Source organism: Pseudomonas sp. W2Aug9 (genome assembly GCF_023127755.1).
In the GTDB taxonomy this organism is placed as follows: Bacteria; Pseudomonadota; Gammaproteobacteria; order Pseudomonadales; family Pseudomonadaceae; genus Aquipseudomonas; species Aquipseudomonas synxantha_A.
The window spans coordinates 65,343-83,172 of record NZ_SPKL01000026.1 but is presented as its reverse complement, the minus strand read 5'-3'; the positions used below and the strand labels follow the sequence as shown (position 1 = coordinate 83,172).

Below are 17,830 nucleotides of genomic sequence, written 5' to 3'. Positions count from 1 at the left end.
GCTCCCGATAGCAGAGTATCAGGCAGTATATCTGTCACTGATCCACCGCCATCGGGAGCAAGCCCCCTCCCACATTTGAGTCACCGCAAGGCTTGACTACAAGGCAACGGGCGCTCGTTCGCACAGGGTATTGAGCGCCGCCGCCCATTGCGGGTCATCATTCAAGCACGGCACCAACACCAACTCCTCGCCCCCCGCCTCGCGGAACTGCTCCCGCCCGCGATCACCAATTTCTTCCAGGGTCTCGATGCAGTCGGCGACAAACGCCGGGCACATCACCAGCAGCTTCTTCACGCCCTGCTGGGCCAGCGCCTCCAGGCGGGCCTCGGTGTAGGGCTCGATCCACTTGGCCCGGCCAAGGCGCGATTGAAACGCCACCGACCACTTGCCATCGGGCAAACCGGCACGCGCGGCAAAATCCCGGGCGACGCTGAAGCATTGGGCGCGATAGCAGGTGGCGAGCACCTCTGGCGATGCGTTCTTGCAGCAGTCGGCATCCTTGAAGCAATGCCCGCCGGTAGGGTCGAGCTTTTTCAGATGGCGCTCGGGCAGACCATGGAAACTGAGCAGCAAGTGATCGAAATCCTGCTCCAGGTAAGTGCGTGCGCTGGTTACCAGAGCATCGAGGTACTCGGGCTGGTCGTAAAAAGGCTGCAGAATCGAAAACTGGATAGCGAGTTTCTTGTCGCGCACCACGCGCCTGGCTTCTTCTATCACCGTGGTCACGGTGCTGTCGGCAAATTGCGGATACAGCGGCGCCAGTGTCACCTTGCCGATACCCTGGGCGGCCAGCCGTGTCAGGGCGGTTTCCAGCGACGGCTCGCCATAACGCATTGCCAGTTCCACAGGGCCCTGGGTCCACTGCGCGGTCATCTGCTGTTGCAGACGACGGCTCAAGACCACCAACGGCGAGCCCTCATCCCACCAGATCGACGCATAAGCATGGGCAGACTGCTCAGGGCGCTTGATCAGGATCAGCGACACCAGCAAACGCCGCACCGGCCATGGCAGGTCGATCACATAAGGGTCCATCAGGAACTGATTGAGGTAGCTGCGCACATCAGCCACCGAAGTGGACTTTGGCGAACCCAGGTTGACCAGTAACAACGCGTGATCGGTCATGCAACATCCTATCTTTAGAGGCGGCTGGACAGGTCGTCCAGAGCCGCACGCAACTCAGTGAACTGGAAAGTGAAACCCGCCGCCAGCAGCCGTTCAGGCAAGGCCTTCTGCCCGCCCAGCAACAAACCAGACAATTCGCCCAGGCCAACCTTCAGTGCAAACGCCGGCATCGGCATGAACGCCGGGCGGTGCAACACCTGGCCGAGGGTCTTGGCAAACTCGCGATTACGCACCGGGTGTGGCGCGCAGGCATTATAAGGACCGCTGGCGTCAGTCTTGTGCAGAAGAAAATCAATCAGGGCGATTTGATCCTTGATATGCACCCATGGCATCCACTGCCGACCGTTACCGATCGGCCCGCCCAGCGCCAGTTTGAAGGGCAGCAACAGGCGCGACAAAAAGCCGCCCTGCGCCGACAGCACCAGGCCGGTGCGCACCAGCACCACGCGAACGCCCAGGGCTTCGGCACGTTGGGCGGTTTCTTCCCAGGCAATACACAACTGGCTGGGAAAATCGTCCAGCACCGGCCCGCTGGCTTCGGTCAATTCGCGCTCGCCGCCGTCGCCATACCAGCCCACTGCGGAGCCGGAGATCAGTACCGCCGGTTTCTGCTCCAGGCTGTCGATCCAGGCCAGCAGGGTTTCGGTGAGGTTGATGCGGCTGCTCCACAGCAATGCCTTGCGCTTGTGGGTCCAGGGCCGGTCAGCGATGGGTGCACCCGCAAGGTTGACCACCGCGTCCACCGCGCCAATCACCTCTTGCAGGCGAGCCACCCCAAGCACCTGTGCGCCGCAGACCCTGGCGACCGTTTCCGGTTGCCGGCTCCACACCGTCAGGCGATGACCCTGGGCGAGCCAGTGTTGGCAAAGTTGACGGCCAATCAGGCCGGTACCGCCGGTCAGCAAAATATGCATGGGACTCTCCTCATGTAACGTTCGCCGCCGCTCACTGGTCTATTTTATAAGCAGGGATCAATTTGATAATCGAGCGTGACGCGCGTTCAAGCCTGAGCTTAACCATAGGTCACGCCACACAATCAGGCACGCCAAAACTTATACCAAAAAACAATATTGTACAGCTATTGGTGTCGGCGTAGTCTGTACCCAACGGTAAAACGAGGCCTCCCATGACTGTCCCCATCGCGATCATCGGCACCGGCATAGCCGGTCTCTCCGCCGCCCGAGCGTTGAAAGACGCGGGCCACACCGTACAACTCTTCGATAAAAGCCGCGGCAGCGGTGGCCGCATGTCCAGCAAGCGCAGCGATGCCGGCGCGCTGGACATGGGCGCGCAATACTTCACCGCCCGCGACCGGCGCTTCGTCAACGAAGTGCAGCGCTGGCAAAGCAATGGCTGGGCCGAACAGTGGAAGCCCCAGCTGTACAACTTCAAGTCCGGCCAACTGACGCCTTCCCCCGATGAACAGATCCGCTGGGTCGGTACACCGCGCATGAGCGCGATCACCCGCGCACTGCTCGATGACCTGCCGGTGGAGTTCGGTTGCCGCATCACCGAGGTGTTCCAGGGCACACAGCACTGGAACCTGCTCGACGCCGACGGTGAGAGTCACGGCCCCTTCAGCCATGTGATCATCGCCACACCGGCCCCTCAGGCCACTGCCCTGCTGGCCGCTGCCCCCAAGCTGGCAAGTGCCGCCGCCGGGGTGAAAATGGACCCGACCTGGGCCATTGCGCTGGCCTTCGACAAGCCCCTGGATACACCGATGGAGGGCTGCTTCGTGCAAGACAGCCCCCTTGACTGGCTGGCGCGCAACCGCAGCAAACCCGGGCGCGACACCACCCTCGACACCTGGGTGCTGCACGCCACCAGCGCCTGGAGCAAGGCGCACCTGGACCTGCCCAAGGAAGCGGTAATCGAGCACTTGCACGGCGCCTTCGCCGAACTGCTGCACAGCGCCATGCCCGCGCCGTCATTCAGCCTGGCACACCGCTGGCTCTACGCTCGCCCGTCGGGCAGCCATGAGTTCGGCGTACTGGCCGATGCCGACCTGGGCCTGTTCGTCTGCGGCGACTGGTGCCTCTCGGGCCGGGTGGAAGGCGCCTGGCTCAGTGGTCAGGAAGCGGCACGACGCTTGATCGCACACCTGCAATGAACCGCCTCAACCCCAGCAAGCTGCTGCTGTCGAAATGGACGGCAGCACAGCCCCGCAACAAGGAAAAACACTTTTTGGTCACCGAGTTGTTTCGTGATGACGAAGGCACGGTGCTGGAAATCGAGCTGCAAGCGGTGCTGACCCAGCGTGCCGAACGCCTGCCATGGCAGACCCTGCAAAACGCCGAGTGCTGGAAAATCGGCTGGAAGTAACGCTGCAAAAAAACCTATACAAACTATTTGACTTGTACAACATCGAATCTATGATGAGACGTAGTTGTACAAACTTTATAAGTTGTACAGGATTATTGCAGAGGTTTTGGGTATGTCGAGTAGTACAAAACCGAAGATCGCCATCAGCGCCTGCCTCCTTGGCGAGAACGTGCGCTTTAACGGTGGGCATAAACAGTCGCTGCTGTGCACCCAGACACTCAGCGACTACTTCGACTTCGTGCCGTTGTGCCCGGAAGTTGCCATCGGCATGGGCATCCCCCGCGAGCCAATCCGGCTGGTAGGCGACCCTGCGCAGCCGCAAGCCGTTGGCACGGTAAACCGTGAACTCAACGTCACGCAGCCACTGCACGACTACGGCCAGCAAATGGCCCAGGCACACACAGACCTGTGCGGTTATATCTTCATGCAGAAGTCGCCATCGTGCGGCCTGGAGCGGGTCAAGGTGTACCGCGCCAACGGCACGCCCGTTGACGGTGGCGGCCGCGGCATTTACGCCCAGGCGTTTTGTGCGCGTCACCCTAACCTGCCGGTAGAAGAAGACGGCCGGCTGAACGACCCTGTGTTGCGGGAAAATTTCCTGACCCGCGTATTCGTGTATGCCAGCTGGCAACAACTGCTGGCTGAGGGGCTCACCCGCCACGGCTTGCTGACGTTTCACTCGCGCTACAAGTACCTGCTGATGGCCCACAGCCCGGCGCATTACAAAAGCCTGGGCCATTTGCTCGGCAGCATGGGCAAGGACGTCGATCTCCAGGCTCTGGCCCACGGCTACTTCGGCGAGCTGATGACGGGCCTGAAGAAGTGCGCCACCCGCGGCACACACAGCAATGTGCTGCAACACATCAGCGGCTACCTCAAGCAGGTCATCAGCGCCGATGACAAACAGGAAATGCAAACCGTGATCGGCCAGTACCGTCAAGGCATCGTGCCGCTGGTAGTGCCACTCACCCTGCTCAAGCATCACTTTCGCCAACATCCGGACCGTTACATCGCGCAGCAGGCCTACCTGCAACCGCACCCGGAAAACCTCAGCCTGCGTAATGCGATATAACCCATGAAAGCTGCCCTGCTTGACGAACCCGGCGAAGACATTGCCCTGGCCCTCGAAAACGGCTGGTTGCCAATCCGCGAAGTGGCGCGCCAGACCGGCGTCAACGCCGTGACCCTGCGCGCCTGGGAGCGCCGCTACGGCCTCATCGTGCCCCAGCGCACGCCCAAGGGGCACCGGCTGTTCAGTGCCGAACATGTACAACGCATCCACGCCATCCTCACCTGGCTCAATCGAGGCGTGCCGGTCAGTCAGGTCAAAGGCTTGATCGACTCAGCCCAGGCCAGCCCCGCGCCCATGGAAAACGAGTGGCACGCCCTGCGCCAGCATTTGGTGGATGCCATCAGCGAACTGGCCGAACGCCGGGTCGATGACGCCTTCAACCAGGCCATGGCGCTCTACCCGCCACGCACCTTGTGCGAGCAATTGATGCTGCCGCTGCTCAAGGAGCTGGAACAACGGTGGCAGGGCCAGTTCGGCGCGCAGATGGAGCGGGCGTTTTTCCTGTCGTGGCTGCGCAGCAAGTTCGGCGCGCGGATTTATCACAACAATCGCCAACTCCACGGCGCGCCGCTGCTGCTGGTCAACCATTCCGACTTACCGCTGGAACCGCACCTGTGGCTCAGCGCCTGGCTGGCGAGCAGCGCCGACTGCCCGGTGGAAGTATTCGATTGGCCGCTGCCTGCCGGCGAACTGGCCCTGGCGGTGGAACACCTGCAACCACGCGCCGTGCTGTTGTATTCGAGCAAGACCCTCCATTTGTCGACACTGACAAAACTATTGGGCGACGTCAGTTGCCCAATAGTGATTGCCGGCCCGACGGTGCGCATTCACAACGCCGAGTTGTCCGTACTCACCCGCGACATCCCTGAGTTGTTCATGGCGCAAGACCCGTTGTCGGCCCACCAATTATTGATCCAGCGTGGAATCGTCTAAATGCATCTGATCTGGCTGCGCACCGACTTGCGCCTGCACGACAACACGGCCCTTGCTGCTGCGTGCCAGCGTGGCCCCGTCGCGGCCATTTACCTGATCACTCCCCAGCAGTGGCTGGCCCACGATGACGCGCCGTGCAAAATAGATTTCTGGCTGCGCAACCTGCAGCACTTGAGCCAGGCGCTGGGCGAACTGAACATCCCTTTATTGTTCCGCTACGCCGCGACCTGGGACCAGGCGCCCGCTGCACTGAGCGAACTGTGCCGGGAACTGTCGGTGGAGTCTGTGCACGTCAACGAGGAATACGGCATCCACGAGAGCCAGCGTGATGCTGGCGTGGCAGAGACGCTGCAAACGCAGGGAATCACGTTTCACAGCTACCTGGACCAACTGTTTTTCCAACCCGGTAGCGTACTGACCAAGACCGGCACCTATTTCCAAGTGTTCAGCCAGTTTCGCAAGGTTTGCTACAACCGCCTGCACAGCGCCCTGCCGCGCCAGGTGGCAACGCCGAAAGCTCAGGCCAGGCTCGACGTGAAAAGCGATCCGGTGCCGACCACGGTCGACGGTTTCGAGTCGCCCAGCGAAACCTTGCGCGCCCTGTGGCCAGCCGGTGAAGACGAGGCGCGCCGCCGCCTCGACGCCTTCACCGACGAGCAGATCAGCTATTACAAGGACGAGCGCGACTTCCCAGCCAAACCCGGTACCAGCCAGCTTTCGGCCTACCTCGCCGCCGGTGTGGTTTCGCCGCGCCAGTGCTTGCACGCTGCGCTGCAAACCAATCAGGGCGAGTTCGAAAGCGGCGACATCGGCGCCATCACCTGGATCAACGAGCTGCTATGGCGCGAGTTCTATAAACACATTCTGGTCGGCTACCCACGGGTGTCCCGCCACCGCGCCTTTCGCCCGGAAACCGAAGCGCTGGCGTGGCGCAATGCCCCCGAAGACCTCGCGGCCTGGCAACAGGCGCGCACGGGTTTGCCGATCATCGACGCGGCCATGCGCCAATTGCTGGAAACCGGCTGGATGCACAACCGCCTGCGCATGGTGGTGGCGATGTTCCTGACCAAGAACCTGCTGATCGACTGGCGCGAAGGCGAGCGCTTTTTTATGCGCCACCTGATCGACGGCGACCTGGCGGCCAATAATGGCGGTTGGCAGTGGAGCTCATCGACCGGTACCGACTCGGCACCGTACTTCCGGATTTTCAGCCCGTTGAGCCAATCGGAAAAATTCGACGGCGACGGCATTTTCATCAAGCGCTGGCTGCCGGAACTGGCCACGCTGAATAAAAAAGAAGTGCATAACCCGGCAGCGGCTGGCGGTTTGTTTGGCGTGGCGGATTACCCCTGCGCCATCGTCGACCTCAAAGCCTCTCGGGAACGCGCATTGGCTGCCTTTCGCCGCCTGCCTTCACGTCAGGAGATGGCCGATCATGAGTGACTTCCTGCGCCGCTTCGCCGAAGCCTTCACTACGCTGGACAAGCACAACCTGCACCTGCTTGGCAGTTTGTACAGTGATGACATTGTATTTGCCGACCCGCTGCATGAAGTCCATGGGCTGCCCGAACTGCAGCGTTATTTCGCTCAGCTATACAGCAACGTCAGCCAACTGGATTTCGAGTTTCAGGGTATCGACCAGACGGCCGAAGGCGAAGGCTACCTGCGCTGGATCATGAGTTTTCGTCATCCGCGCCTGGCCGCAGGCAAGATGATCCGGGTAGAGGGCTGTTCCCACTTGATGTGGCGCGACAAGGTCTACCGGCATCGCGATTACTTCGATGCGGGCGCACTGCTTTATGAACATGTGCCGATTCTCGGCCGCGTCATCAGTTGGCTGAAAAGGAGAATGGGATGAGCCTTGCATCGCCCCGCCGTTATTGGCTGACCGGCGCCAGCAGTGGCATCGGCGCCGCATTGGCCGTAGAGCTGCTCAACAGTGGCGCCCATGTGGCCCTCAGTTCCCGCACCAAAGGCCCGCTGGAAGCACTCGCCCATCGTTATCCAGGGCAAGTGCTGGTGGTGGCCGGCGACCTGACCGACAGCCAGACCGTGCGCGAGATCGGTGAACACATCGCCCAGGTGTGGGGTGAGTTGGACACGGTGATCCTCAATGCCGGCACCTGTGAATATGTCGACGCCCGGCAATTTGACGCTTCGATCATCGAACATGTGGTGCGTACCAATCTGTTGGCCAGCAGTTATTGCATCGAGGCCGCGCTGCCGCTGTTGCGCGCGGGGCGTACCCCGCATCTGGTGGGCGTGGCCAGCGCGGTGACTTACCTGCCGATGCCACGCGCCGAAGCCTATGGCGCATCCAAGGCCGGCCTGCGTTACCTGTTCGAGTCCCTGCGCATCAGCCTGTCACCGGAAAACATCGACGTCACCGTGATCAGCCCAGGCTTTGTTGACACACCGCTGACCGAACGCAATGACTTCCCGATGCCCCTGAGCTGGTCCGCCGACAAGGCGGCGCGGCACATCTTTGCGAAACTGGAGAAACGCCCGCTGGAAATTGCCTTCCCGGCCATGTTCATTGCCACCCTGTGGCCGCTGTCGAAGTTGCCTAACCGCGCGCAATTGATCATCGGCAAGCGCATGTTGCGCAGCCCGCCACCGAAAAAGGACATTCCGTGAAGATCGCCATTGTCGGCAGCGGTATCGCCGGGCTGACCAGCGCCTACCTGCTCAGCCGCCGCCACGACATCACGGTGTTCGAAGCGGGCGACCGCATCGGCGGGCACACGCACACAGTCCACGTTACCGTAGAGGGCGAACGCTATGCCGTGGACACCGGCTTTATTGTGTTCAACGACTGGACCTACCCCAACTTCATCCAGTTGCTGGGCCAGATCGGCGTGACGTTCAAACCCACCGAAATGAGCTTTTCGGTGTGTGACCAAAGCAGCGGGTTCGAGTACAACGGCAACAACCTCAACAGCTTGTTTGCCCAACGCCGCAATATTCTGTCGCCCGGGTTCTGGGGCATGTTGCGCGATATCCTGCGCTTCAACCGCCAAGCGCCTTTGGACCTGCAAGAGCAGCGTATCAGTGCCGAGATGACCCTAGGTGACTACCTCGCAGCCGGCGGTTACGGCCAAAGGTTTATCCGCCACTACATCGTGCCGATGGGGGCTGCGATATGGTCAATGTCCCTTTCGGACATGCTCGGTTTCCCACTGCAATTCTTCGTGCGCTTCTTCAAGAACCACGGCTTGCTGTCGGTCAACAACCGGCCGCAATGGTGCGTGATCGAAGGTGGTTCAAGCAGCTACATCGAACCGCTGACCCGCAGTTTTCGCGAGCGTGTGCGCCTCGGTTGCCCTGTGCATAAAGTGCAACGCACCGACAATGGCGTGGTTATCCACAGCCCGTACGGCAGCGAAACCTTCGACCAGGTGGTATTGGCCTGCCACAGTGATCAGGCCCTGGCATTGCTTGACGACCCGAGCCAGGCCGAACAAGAGATCCTCGGCGCCCTACCCTACGCCGACAACGACGTAGTGCTGCACACCGACACGCGCTTGCTGCCTGACCGCGAGCTGGCCTGGGCCAGTTGGAATTACCGGCTGACCGGCCACTCGCAGAATCAGGCCGCCGTCACCTACGACATGAACATCCTGCAGGGCATCGACAGCGACACCACGTTTTGTGTCAGCCTCAACCAGACGCAAGTGATCAACCCGTTGAAGATCCTCGCGCGCTACACCTACGCCCATCCGCAGTACAGCCTGGCCGCCGTGGCCGCTCAAGCACGCTGGGAAGAATTGCACGGCACCCGCAACACCTTCTACTGCGGCGCGTACTGGGCCAACGGCTTCCACGAGGACGGCGTGGTCAGTGCCCTGCGCGTGGCCCAGGCGTTCGGGGAAAGCCTGTGAACAGCGCCCTGTACAGCGGCTGGATCGCCCATCGCCGGTTTACGCCCAGGGCCCACGCTTTTCGCTACCGCATCGGCCTGCTGTATCTGGACCTCAGCGAACAGGATGCAGTACTCGGGCTTTCACCCCTGGCCGGCACTGGTCGCCTGGCGCCTTTCGGCTTTCGCCAGCAGGATTACCTGCGTGAACTCACGCGCCACGGCATGAGTTTGAGCGATGCCGTGCGCCACGAAGTCGGCAAAGCTCTGGGGCGAACACCCCAGGGCGCTATCTGCCTGCTGACCCAGGCCCGCAGTTGGGGCCTGGCGTTTAACCCGGTGAGTTTCTTCTACTGCTTCGAGGCCGACGGGCAGTTGGCCGCGATTCTGTGTGAAGTGACCAACACGCCATGGCGCGAGCGCTATCACTACGTGCTGCCGGCCCAGCCCCTCGACGCCGATGAGCATCAGCACTTCGCCGTGGCCAAGGGGTTCCATGTGTCGCCCTTCTTACCGCGCGACCTGGAATATCGCATGAGTTTCAGCCCTCCATCTGCCCGGCTCGGCGTGCACATGGCCGACTGGCAGGGCACGCAAAAGGTTTTCGACGCCACCTTGAGCCTGGAAAAACACTCACTCAGCCGCGCAAGCCTGCATCACTATTTGTGGCGTTTCCCCTGGATGACCGCCAAGACCTGCCTGGCAATCTACTGGCAAGCCTTGCGCCTGCTGCTCAAGCGCACACCGATTTTTTCCCACCGGGCCGCCGATGGCGCCTCTCGCACCGCCGTCGGGTACACCAAGGATCGCCGCCATGAAACACCCTAGTTTATCGGTCAAGGCTAACCGCCTGAACGTCAATGGCATGACCGCTGCGCTGTTGCGCAAGGCGGTGCTGCGCCAGCTCAGCCAACTGCGTCACGGCCAGTTGGTGGTGATCGAAGACGGCGAGCGACAAGTGTTCGGCGCACGGGAAGCGCACCTGTTAGGCGAAATTCAGATTCTCGACTCGGCGGTATGGGGCCTGGTGGCCGCCAATGGTTCGATCGGCGCCGGCGAGGCATTTATCCATGGTTACTGGACCAGTCCCGACCTCACCGCCGTGGTCCGAGTGATGGTCAGCAACCTGGAAGTACTCGACGCCATGGAAGGTGGCCTGGCACGCATGGCCCGCCCGTTCACCCAAGGCCTGCACTGGCTCAACCGCAACACACGCAAGGGCTCGCAGAAAAACATCGCCGCCCATTACGACCTGGGCAACGACCTGTTCGAAGAGTTTCTCGACCCGACCATGATGTACTCGGCGGGGCAGTTTTTGACACCCGACGACAGCCTGGAACAAGCGCAACTGAACAAGCTGGAGCGCATCTGCCAGAAACTGGCGCTCAAGCCCAGCGACCATCTGCTGGAAATCGGCACCGGCTGGGGCAGCATGGCGTTGTATGCGGCGCAGCATTACGGCTGCAAGGTCACCACCACGACCCTGTCCAAGGAACAATTCGCCTACACCGAAAAACGCATCCAGACGCAGGGCCTGCAAGATCAAGTGACCTTGCTGCTCAGCGATTACCGCGACCTCACTGGCGAGTATGACAAGCTGGTGTCGATCGAGATGATCGAAGCGGTGGGCCATCGGTTCCTGCCGACCTATTTCAAACAATGTGCGCACTTGCTCAAGCCCAACGGCCTGATGCTGCTGCAAGCCATCACCATTCGCGAACAGCGCTTTGAGCAGGCCAAGCGCAGCGTCGACTTCATCCAGCGCTACATTTTCCCCGGTGGCGCCCTGCCCTGTGTACAGAACATGCTGCACATCGTCAGCCGCGACACCGACATGAACCTGCTGCACATGGAGGAATTCGGCCTGCACTACGCCCGTACCCTGCGCCTGTGGCATGAAAACTTCCGCCGCGCCCATGGCCGTCTCATGGAATTGGGCTACGACGAATATTTCCTGCGTTTGTGGGAGTTCTACCTGTGCTATTGCGAAGGCGGGTTTATGGAACGCACCATTGGTACCGCACAACTGCTGCTGGCCAAACCCGCGGCGATCAACCCGCCATTGCTTGGGCGCTTCAGTGCTTAAAACCCTGGCCAATGCCGCGCTGTTCCAATGCGGCTGGTTTGCCTGCGTACTCGGCGGCGACAGCCCATGGCTGCTGGTGGGGCTGGCGGTATTGAGCGTGCATCTGCTGTGGATAAGTTCGCCGGCGGATGACGGCCTGCTCGTGCTCAACGTGACACTGGCGGGCACACTGCTGGACACGCTGTTGCGCACCCTGGGCGTTTTCCACTTCAGCGAGCCCGGGCCGTTGATTCCATTCTGGTTGATCGTACTGTGGGCGCTGCTGGCCACGACCCTGCGCCATTGCCTGGCCTGGAGTGCACGGCCCTGGTGGCTGGCCGGCCTGTTGGGCGCAGTGGGTGGGCCTTTGTCTTATTACGCCGGCAGCCAATTGGCCGGTGTGGGTTTTGGCTACGGCACGGCAGCCACTCTGACCGGTCTGGCGCTGTTATGGGCCATGCTGTTCCCCTTGCTGCACGGGCTCGCGCGCAAGCTAGAACACTGACGCTTGTCCGAGCATTCATACACGTTTAACGCACTTGCCTTACACTGCGCGGCTATGACCAACATCCCCCATATCCAAATCACTGAACCGGCCGTCACCTGCTCGACGTGCGCGGCCTGCTGCTGTCAGCTGGAAGTCATGCTGATCACCGACACCGGCGTGCCGCAGCGCTTTATCAATACCGATGAGTGGGGCGGCGAAGTGATGCTGCGCCTGGACGACGGCTGGTGCGCCGCGCTGGACCGGGACACGATGATGTGCACGATTTACGCGCTTCGACCGCTGATTTGCCGGGAGTTTGAGATGGGTGCGCCGGAGTGTCTTGAAGAGCGGGAAGGCATCGCGACGGTCTACCGCTGATCCTGCAATGAGCAAAGATCTAAATGTGGAAGCGGGCTTGCTCGCGAAGGCGGTGGGTCAGTCTATGCATGTGCTAGCTGATACACCGCTTTCGCGAGCAAGCCCGCTCCCACAGGGGGGGCTTCGTTGTTGTTGAATTACAACGGCATGGTGTAGTGCAACGAGTAGCTCTCTACCCCATCGTTATTGCTGCTGATGCCGGCGTTGGAATAGTGCGTGGCGCGAATGCCCACTTCATGCCCACCGGTAAACCGCAGGCCGAAACCCAGGCGGTCCTCGAACTGAAAAGCTTGGCCGATGTTGTTGTCTTCCAGCCGGGTGCGGGAGAACACCGCCACGCCGATACCGGCTTCGATGTAGGGCTTGACTGACTGGCCGGCAAACTCATACACAAACACCGGCGAGAACGACAGGCTGCTGGCACCTGCACGGTCATCACCTTCCCAATACGTGTAGGCGCCGCTCCAGTAGCCGGTCAGACGGCCAACATCGCTTTGCATCCAGCTTTTATCCCAATCCGAAGTCAGGCCCAGTCGATAGGTCAACGTCGAATCACTGGTACTCCCCAACCCGAACTCCAGGCCGGCGGCCTGGGCTGAAACAGAGTGTCCCAACACAGCGGCCGCAATCGCAGCCAAACAGAACAAGCGCTTCATAAGAAACATCCTTCCGAACGAAGTTATATAGTTTTAAACAGGCTAACTGGCTATAGAAGCTGACGTAGAGCCGGAAGTTCAGCTTTTATCAGCACTATTTCACGAAATTTTCACGAGCCAAAGCTTCGCACAACTCCGGGATGTTTCCAAAGTGTCGGTAGGATATTTCTTAGGTGAGTCAGATCGCCGCTGGTCCAGAACTGTGCAGTGTCGGGATTGCCAGCTGCCAGCAGGTCGCGCCCATCCAGCAAGCGCTTGAGCTGGCGCGCCACGGCGGCGCCGGTGTCGATCAGGATAATGCTGGGGGGCAGCATCTGCGCCAGGAGCGGCTTGAGGAAGGGATAGTGGGTGCAACCCAGGATGATGGTGTCGCAACCGGCGCTGAGCAGTGGCTCGATATAGCCCTGCAACAGTATGTGCAAAGCCGGGCTGTTCAGGTCGCCGGCTTCAATCAGCTCCACCAGGCCCGGACAGGGTTGGGTCACCACTCGTACATCAGTGGCGAAGCGGTCGAGCAAGGCCGCGAATTTGGCGCTTTGCAGCGTGCCGGTGGTGGCGAGCACACCCACCACGCCGCTGCGGGTAGCGGCAGCAGCGGGCTTGACCGCAGGCTCCATGCCGACCAAGGGCCAATCTGGGTAGTCCTGGCGCAAATCGGCAACGGCGGCGACCGTTGCGGTGTTACACGCGATCACAAATGCCTTGGCGCCGCGCTCGCGGAAAAACTCGGCGACGGTTCGAGAACGCTCAAGGATGAAAGTGGGCGTTTTCTCACCATAGGGGATATGCCCGCAGTCGGCCACATACAGCAGCGATTCATGGGGCAATAACTGCTGGATTTCTTCCAGCACCGTCAGGCCGCCGACGCCGGAGTCGAACACACCGATGGGCGCGCCCTTAACCATGCAGGGTTCCACACACGCTGCAACCCGGGTCGCGCTTGACGCGCAATTCGCGAAAACGCGTGGTCAAGGCGTCGATCAGCAACAGGCGACCCACCAGCGGCTCACCGAAACCTGCCAACAGCTTCAAGGCTTCCAGCGCTTGCAGGCTACCGACCAGCCCCACCAACGGCCCGACCACACCTGCTTCGCTGCAGGTCAGTTCGGTGTCGCTGCCGTGCCCGTATAAACAGTGATAGCACGGGCTGTCGGCGCGACGCGGGTCGAACACCGACAATTGCCCCTCAAGGCGAATGGCCGCGCCACTGATCAATGGCTTGCCCACCACGACGCAGGCCGCATTCACCGCTTCGCGGGTAGAGAAGTTGTCGCTGCAATCGAGCACCACATCCACCGCGCCGATTGCAGAGACCAGCGAGTCAGCATCCAGCGCCACGCGATGGGCGGTCAGGGTGATTTCAGGGTTGATCGCGCTCAGCCGACGCATGGCCGAATCTACCTTGGTCTGCCCTACGCTGTGGGTGTCATGGATGATCTGACGTTGCAGGTTGGTCAAATCGACCGTGTCAAAATCCGCCAGGTGCAGCTCACCTACACCGGCAGCGGCGAGGTAGAGCGCAACCGGAGCGCCCAGGCCACCGAGGCCGACGATCAACGCGCGGCTCTGTTTCAGGCGCAACTGCCCTTCGATGTCGACATGCTGCAACAGAATCTGCCGGCTATAACGCAACAGCTCCTGATCGGTCAGCACGGTCGGTGCCCCAGGGTGATACGTTCGTGACCGCCAAGATCGATACGACTGTGTACGCCTTCAAAACCCTGGCTCAACAACAAGTCACGCACAGCCAAGGCCTGGTCGTAGCCGTGCTCAAGCAACAGCCAGCCGCCAGCATTCAGATAGGCAGGTGATTCATTGATGATCAGGCGCAAATCGTCCAGGCCATCAGGCCCGGCCACCAGGGCGCTCGCCGGCTCAAACCGCACGTCCCCCGCCACCAGGTGCGGATCGTTGTCAGCAATGTAGGGCGGATTACTGATGATCAAGTCGAAGCGATCGCCTTGCAGGGCGCTGAACCAATGGCTGTTCAGCACCGTGGCGTTATTGAGGTGCAGGCGCTGGCGGTTGCGCTCGGCCAGGGCCACCGCTTCGAGCACGCGATCAACGGCGGTGACTTGCCAGGCCGGGCGTTCGCTGGCCAACGCCAAGGCAATGGCGCCACTGCCGGTGCCCAGGTCCAAGACTTTGGCCAGGGTAGCAGGCAGCAGTTCCAGAGCGGCTTCCACCAGCAATTCGGTTTCCGGACGCGGAATCAGCGTGTGCGGCGCGACTTCCAGATCCAGCTTCCAGAAGCCTTGCTGGCCGAGGATATAGGCCACCGGCTCGCCGCTGCGGCGGCGCTGCAGGTAGTCGGCAAAGGTCAGGGCGTCTTCGCTGCTGACGATCTTTTCCGGCCAGGTGTGCAGGTAGCTGCGGGACTTGCCCAGGGCGGCGGCCAGCAGCAGTTCCACATCCAGGCGCGCGGTGGGCGAATCGGGCAGGTCGGCCGCGCGCAGCAGGCTGGCTATGATGGTCATTTATTCACCTATCGCGGCCAGTTGATCCGCCTGATATTCGGCGAGCAACGGCTCGATCACCGCATCCACGCCGCCAGCGAGAATCTCGTCCAGGGAATAAAGGGTGAGATTGACCCGATGGTCGGTCACCCGGCCTTGGGCAAAGTTGTAAGTTCGGATGCGCTCGGAGCGATCGCCCGAGCCCACCAGCAGCTTACGCTCGCTGGCAATCGCGTTGGCGGCGGCGCTGGTTTGCTGGTCGTTCAATTTGGCCGACAGCCAGGACATGGCCCGCGCCCGGTTCTTGTGCTGGGAACGTTCTTCCTGGCATTCCACCACGATGCCCGACGGCAAGTGGGTAATCCGAATCGCCGAGTCGGTCTTGTTGACGTGCTGGCCACCGGCGCCCGACGAGCGGTAGGTGTCAACACGCAAGTCCGCGGGGTTGATCTCGATGGCTTCCTGCTCGTCCGGCTCAGGCAACACCGCCACGGTGCACGCCGAGGTATGGATACGGCCCTGGGACTCAGTCGCAGGGACACGCTGCACACGGTGGGCGCCGGATTCGAACTTCAGCTTGCCGTAGACGTTGTCACCTTCTACCCGAGCAATGACTTCTTTATAGCCACCGTGTTCACCTTCGTTCTCGGACAGGATCTCGACCCGCCAGCCGCGTCGTTCGGCGTAGCGCGAATACATGCGGAACAGGTCGCCGGAGAAAATCGCCGCCTCGTCGCCACCGGTACCGGCGCGGATCTCCAAGAACACGTTACGGCCGTCATTAGGGTCCTTGGGCAGCAACATGCGTTGCAGGTCGCCTTCCAGTTCGGCAAGTTTTTCCTTGGCCTCGCGGACTTCTTCCACGGCCATTTCACGCATGTCCGGGTCATTGTCCTTGAGCAGCGCCTGAGCGCCTTCGAGGTCAGCCTGCACTTTGGTGAGATGTTTGTAGGTGGCTACAATCGGCTCAACTTCGGCGTACTCCTTGGAATAAGCGCGAAACTTGGCCTGATCAGAAATGACCTCGCCGTCGCCGAGCAAGGCGGTCAGTTCTTCGAAACGGTCCTGGAGCACGTCCAGTTTATTGAGCAGTGACGCTTTCATTGCGGTTTTTTATCCGAAGAGCTGTCTGACGCGCCCTCACCGAGGGCAAAGAGTTCCTGAGCCATGGCCAGCGCATCGAGGCGGCCTTCGGCGGTAAGCTTTTTCAACTGAACGCTGGGTGCATGGAGCAGTTTGTTGGTCAGGCCACGGGCCAATTGCATCAGCACCTCTTCGGCGCTGCTGCCGTTGGCGAGCAGGCGCTGGGCCTTGAGCAACTCTTCATCACGCAGGCGTTCGCCCTGCTGACGATACGCCTTGAGCACATCCACCGCCGCCAATTCACGCAGGCGCACCATGAAATCTTCAGCACCGGTGCTGACCATCTCCTCAGCGGCCTGGGCGGCACCCTGGCGGCTCTTAAGGTTCTCGGCGACCACTTCATGCAGATCGTCGACGCTATAGAGGTAAACGTCGTCCAACTCGCCGACTTCGGGTTCGATATCCCGGGGAACGGCGATATCCACCATGAAGATCGGCTTGTGCTTGCGCAGTTTCAACGCGCTCTCGACCGCACCTTTGCCGAGGATCGGCAACTGACTGGCGGTGGAGCTGATAACGATATCACTGCGTACCAGTTCAGCCGGAATGTCTGACAACAGCACGGCATGGGCCCCGAACTGTTCGGCGAGGATACTCGCCCGTTCGAGCGTGCGGTTGGCGACAACGATGCGCTTCACGCCTAAATCGTGCAGGTGGCGGGCTACCAGGGTAATGGTTTCACCGGCACCTATCAGCAGCGCCTGGCTGCGCTGCAAGTCGCTGAAAATCTGCTTGGCCAGGCTGACAGCGGCAAAGGCCACCGACACCGGGTTTTCGCCGATAGCCGTGTCGGTACGCACCTGCTTGGCCGAATTGAAGGTGGCCTGGAACAGGCGACCCAGCAGCGGACCGACCGTGCCGGCCTCACGCGCTACGGCATAGGCAGACTTCATCTGGCCAAGAATTTGCGGTTCGCCCAACACCAGCGAGTCGAGACCGGCCGCCACACGCATCATGTGACGAACTGCCGCATCCTCTTCATGCACATAGGCACTGGCGCGCAGGTCATCGAGGCTCAAATGGTGATAATCGGCCAGCCAGCGCAGTACCACATCCGCTGAAAGATGTTCCTGCTCTATATAGAGCTCGCTGCGATTGCAGGTCGAAAGGATCGCAGCTTCGCGGCTGTCGGTGAGCCGGCAGAGCTGCTGCAAGGCCTCAACCAACTGCTCTGGCGTAAACGCCACGCGCTCGCGCACGTCTACGGAGGCAGTCTTGTGGTTAATACCGAGTGCGAGGAAGGCCATTCAATATCGCTGATGATGTCGGGAAGCCGACAATTGTCCTACTTCGAAAGATCCAGAACAACCACCGTCGTCTATTGTCCTAATGCG

The 17,830-nt window shown here is 61.0% G+C and carries 20 protein-coding genes; 12 read left to right on the top strand and 8 right to left on the bottom strand.

What is annotated here, in order from left to right; translation table 11 throughout:
* Positions 1-96: 96 nt before the first annotated feature.
* Both hemH and E3O56_RS16580 read right to left on the bottom strand, forming a co-directional pair.
* Positions 97-1,122 (bottom strand): ferrochelatase, encoded by a 1,026-nt coding sequence (gene hemH, locus E3O56_RS16585; RefSeq protein ID WP_005784637.1) that lies wholly within the window; start codon positions 1,120-1,122, stop codon positions 97-99.
* Between the two features lie 14 nt (positions 1,123-1,136).
* Positions 1,137-2,036 carry a TIGR01777 family oxidoreductase gene (locus E3O56_RS16580; protein WP_032877988.1) on the bottom strand — a complete coding sequence of 300 codons (900 nt, stop codon included), beginning with the start codon at positions 2,034-2,036 and terminating at the stop codon, positions 1,137-1,139.
* A gap of 212 nt (positions 2,037-2,248) precedes the next feature.
* Between E3O56_RS16580 and E3O56_RS16575 the strand changes: the two genes are divergently transcribed.
* The 12 genes from E3O56_RS16575 (at position 2,249) to E3O56_RS16520 (ending at position 12,241) form a co-directional block, all read left to right on the top strand.
* Positions 2,249-3,235, top strand: a complete 987-nt coding sequence (locus tag E3O56_RS16575) for an FAD-dependent oxidoreductase (RefSeq protein WP_032877989.1) — start codon at positions 2,249-2,251, stop codon at positions 3,233-3,235.
* Entirely contained in the window at positions 3,232-3,447 is a 216-nt protein-coding gene (locus E3O56_RS16570) for a TIGR02450 family Trp-rich protein (RefSeq protein ID WP_032877990.1), read from the top strand. Before E3O56_RS16575 ends, E3O56_RS16570 begins: the two co-directional genes overlap by 4 nt.
* 112 nt (positions 3,448-3,559) lie before the next feature.
* Positions 3,560-4,519 carry a DUF523 and DUF1722 domain-containing protein gene (locus tag E3O56_RS16565; protein ID WP_005784633.1) on the top strand — a complete coding sequence of 320 codons (960 nt, stop codon included), beginning with the start codon at positions 3,560-3,562 and terminating at the stop codon, positions 4,517-4,519.
* Between the two features lie 3 nt (positions 4,520-4,522).
* Positions 4,523-5,452, top strand: coding sequence for a MerR family transcriptional regulator (locus E3O56_RS16560; RefSeq protein ID WP_248128570.1), 930 nt, complete (start codon positions 4,523-4,525; stop codon positions 5,450-5,452).
* Positions 5,453-6,895 (top strand): deoxyribodipyrimidine photo-lyase, encoded by a 1,443-nt coding sequence (gene phrB, locus E3O56_RS16555; RefSeq protein ID WP_248128569.1) that lies wholly within the window; start codon positions 5,453-5,455, stop codon positions 6,893-6,895.
* Entirely contained in the window at positions 6,888-7,310 is a 423-nt protein-coding gene (locus E3O56_RS16550) for a nuclear transport factor 2 family protein (protein WP_032877993.1), read from the top strand. Before phrB ends, E3O56_RS16550 begins: the two co-directional genes overlap by 8 nt.
* On the top strand, positions 7,307-8,089 hold the full coding sequence (locus tag E3O56_RS16545) for an SDR family NAD(P)-dependent oxidoreductase (RefSeq protein WP_032877994.1): 783 nt from the start codon (positions 7,307-7,309) through the stop codon (positions 8,087-8,089). The genes E3O56_RS16550 and E3O56_RS16545 overlap by 4 nt, the downstream gene beginning before the upstream one ends.
* The gene (locus E3O56_RS16540) at positions 8,086-9,333 is read left to right on the top strand and encodes an FAD-dependent oxidoreductase (RefSeq protein WP_248128568.1); all 1,248 of its coding nucleotides are present in this window, start codon (positions 8,086-8,088) and stop codon (positions 9,331-9,333) included. The genes E3O56_RS16545 and E3O56_RS16540 overlap by 4 nt, the downstream gene beginning before the upstream one ends.
* Positions 9,330-10,139 (top strand): DUF1365 domain-containing protein, encoded by an 810-nt coding sequence (locus tag E3O56_RS16535; protein ID WP_148853436.1) that lies wholly within the window; start codon positions 9,330-9,332, stop codon positions 10,137-10,139. Before E3O56_RS16540 ends, E3O56_RS16535 begins: the two co-directional genes overlap by 4 nt.
* Positions 10,126-11,397, top strand: coding sequence for a cyclopropane-fatty-acyl-phospholipid synthase family protein (locus tag E3O56_RS16530; protein ID WP_032877997.1), 1,272 nt, complete (start codon positions 10,126-10,128; stop codon positions 11,395-11,397). The genes E3O56_RS16535 and E3O56_RS16530 overlap by 14 nt, the downstream gene beginning before the upstream one ends.
* On the top strand, positions 11,390-11,881 hold the full coding sequence (locus E3O56_RS16525) for a DUF2878 domain-containing protein (RefSeq protein ID WP_248128567.1): 492 nt from the start codon (positions 11,390-11,392) through the stop codon (positions 11,879-11,881). Before E3O56_RS16530 ends, E3O56_RS16525 begins: the two co-directional genes overlap by 8 nt.
* Positions 11,882-11,935: 54 nt before the next feature.
* Complete coding sequence (locus E3O56_RS16520; RefSeq protein WP_248128566.1) at positions 11,936-12,241, top strand: YkgJ family cysteine cluster protein; 306 nt, start codon at positions 11,936-11,938, stop codon at positions 12,239-12,241.
* 137 nt (positions 12,242-12,378) lie between these two features.
* Here E3O56_RS16520 and E3O56_RS16515 read toward each other — a convergent pair whose 3' ends face one another.
* The 6 genes from E3O56_RS16515 to hemA form a co-directional block, all read right to left on the bottom strand.
* Positions 12,379-12,897 (bottom strand): acyloxyacyl hydrolase, encoded by a 519-nt coding sequence (locus E3O56_RS16515; RefSeq protein ID WP_005784623.1) that lies wholly within the window; start codon positions 12,895-12,897, stop codon positions 12,379-12,381.
* 110 nt (positions 12,898-13,007) lie between these two features.
* The gene (murI, locus tag E3O56_RS16510; RefSeq protein WP_103734669.1) at positions 13,008-13,802 is read right to left on the bottom strand and encodes a glutamate racemase; all 795 of its coding nucleotides are present in this window, start codon (positions 13,800-13,802) and stop codon (positions 13,008-13,010) included.
* Positions 13,795-14,550, bottom strand: a complete 756-nt coding sequence (locus E3O56_RS16505; protein WP_103734670.1) for a molybdopterin-synthase adenylyltransferase MoeB — start codon at positions 14,548-14,550, stop codon at positions 13,795-13,797. Before E3O56_RS16505 ends, murI begins: the two co-directional genes overlap by 8 nt.
* Positions 14,544-15,374, bottom strand: coding sequence for a peptide chain release factor N(5)-glutamine methyltransferase (gene prmC, locus E3O56_RS16500; RefSeq protein ID WP_103734671.1), 831 nt, complete (start codon positions 15,372-15,374; stop codon positions 14,544-14,546). The genes E3O56_RS16505 and prmC overlap by 7 nt, the downstream gene beginning before the upstream one ends.
* Positions 15,375-16,457, bottom strand: a complete 1,083-nt coding sequence (prfA, locus tag E3O56_RS16495; protein ID WP_032878002.1) for a peptide chain release factor 1 — start codon at positions 16,455-16,457, stop codon at positions 15,375-15,377. It abuts the gene before it with no gap.
* Positions 16,454-17,743 (bottom strand): glutamyl-tRNA reductase, encoded by a 1,290-nt coding sequence (hemA, locus tag E3O56_RS16490; RefSeq protein WP_032878003.1) that lies wholly within the window; start codon positions 17,741-17,743, stop codon positions 16,454-16,456. The genes prfA and hemA overlap by 4 nt, the downstream gene beginning before the upstream one ends.
* Positions 17,744-17,830 lie beyond the last annotated feature (87 nt).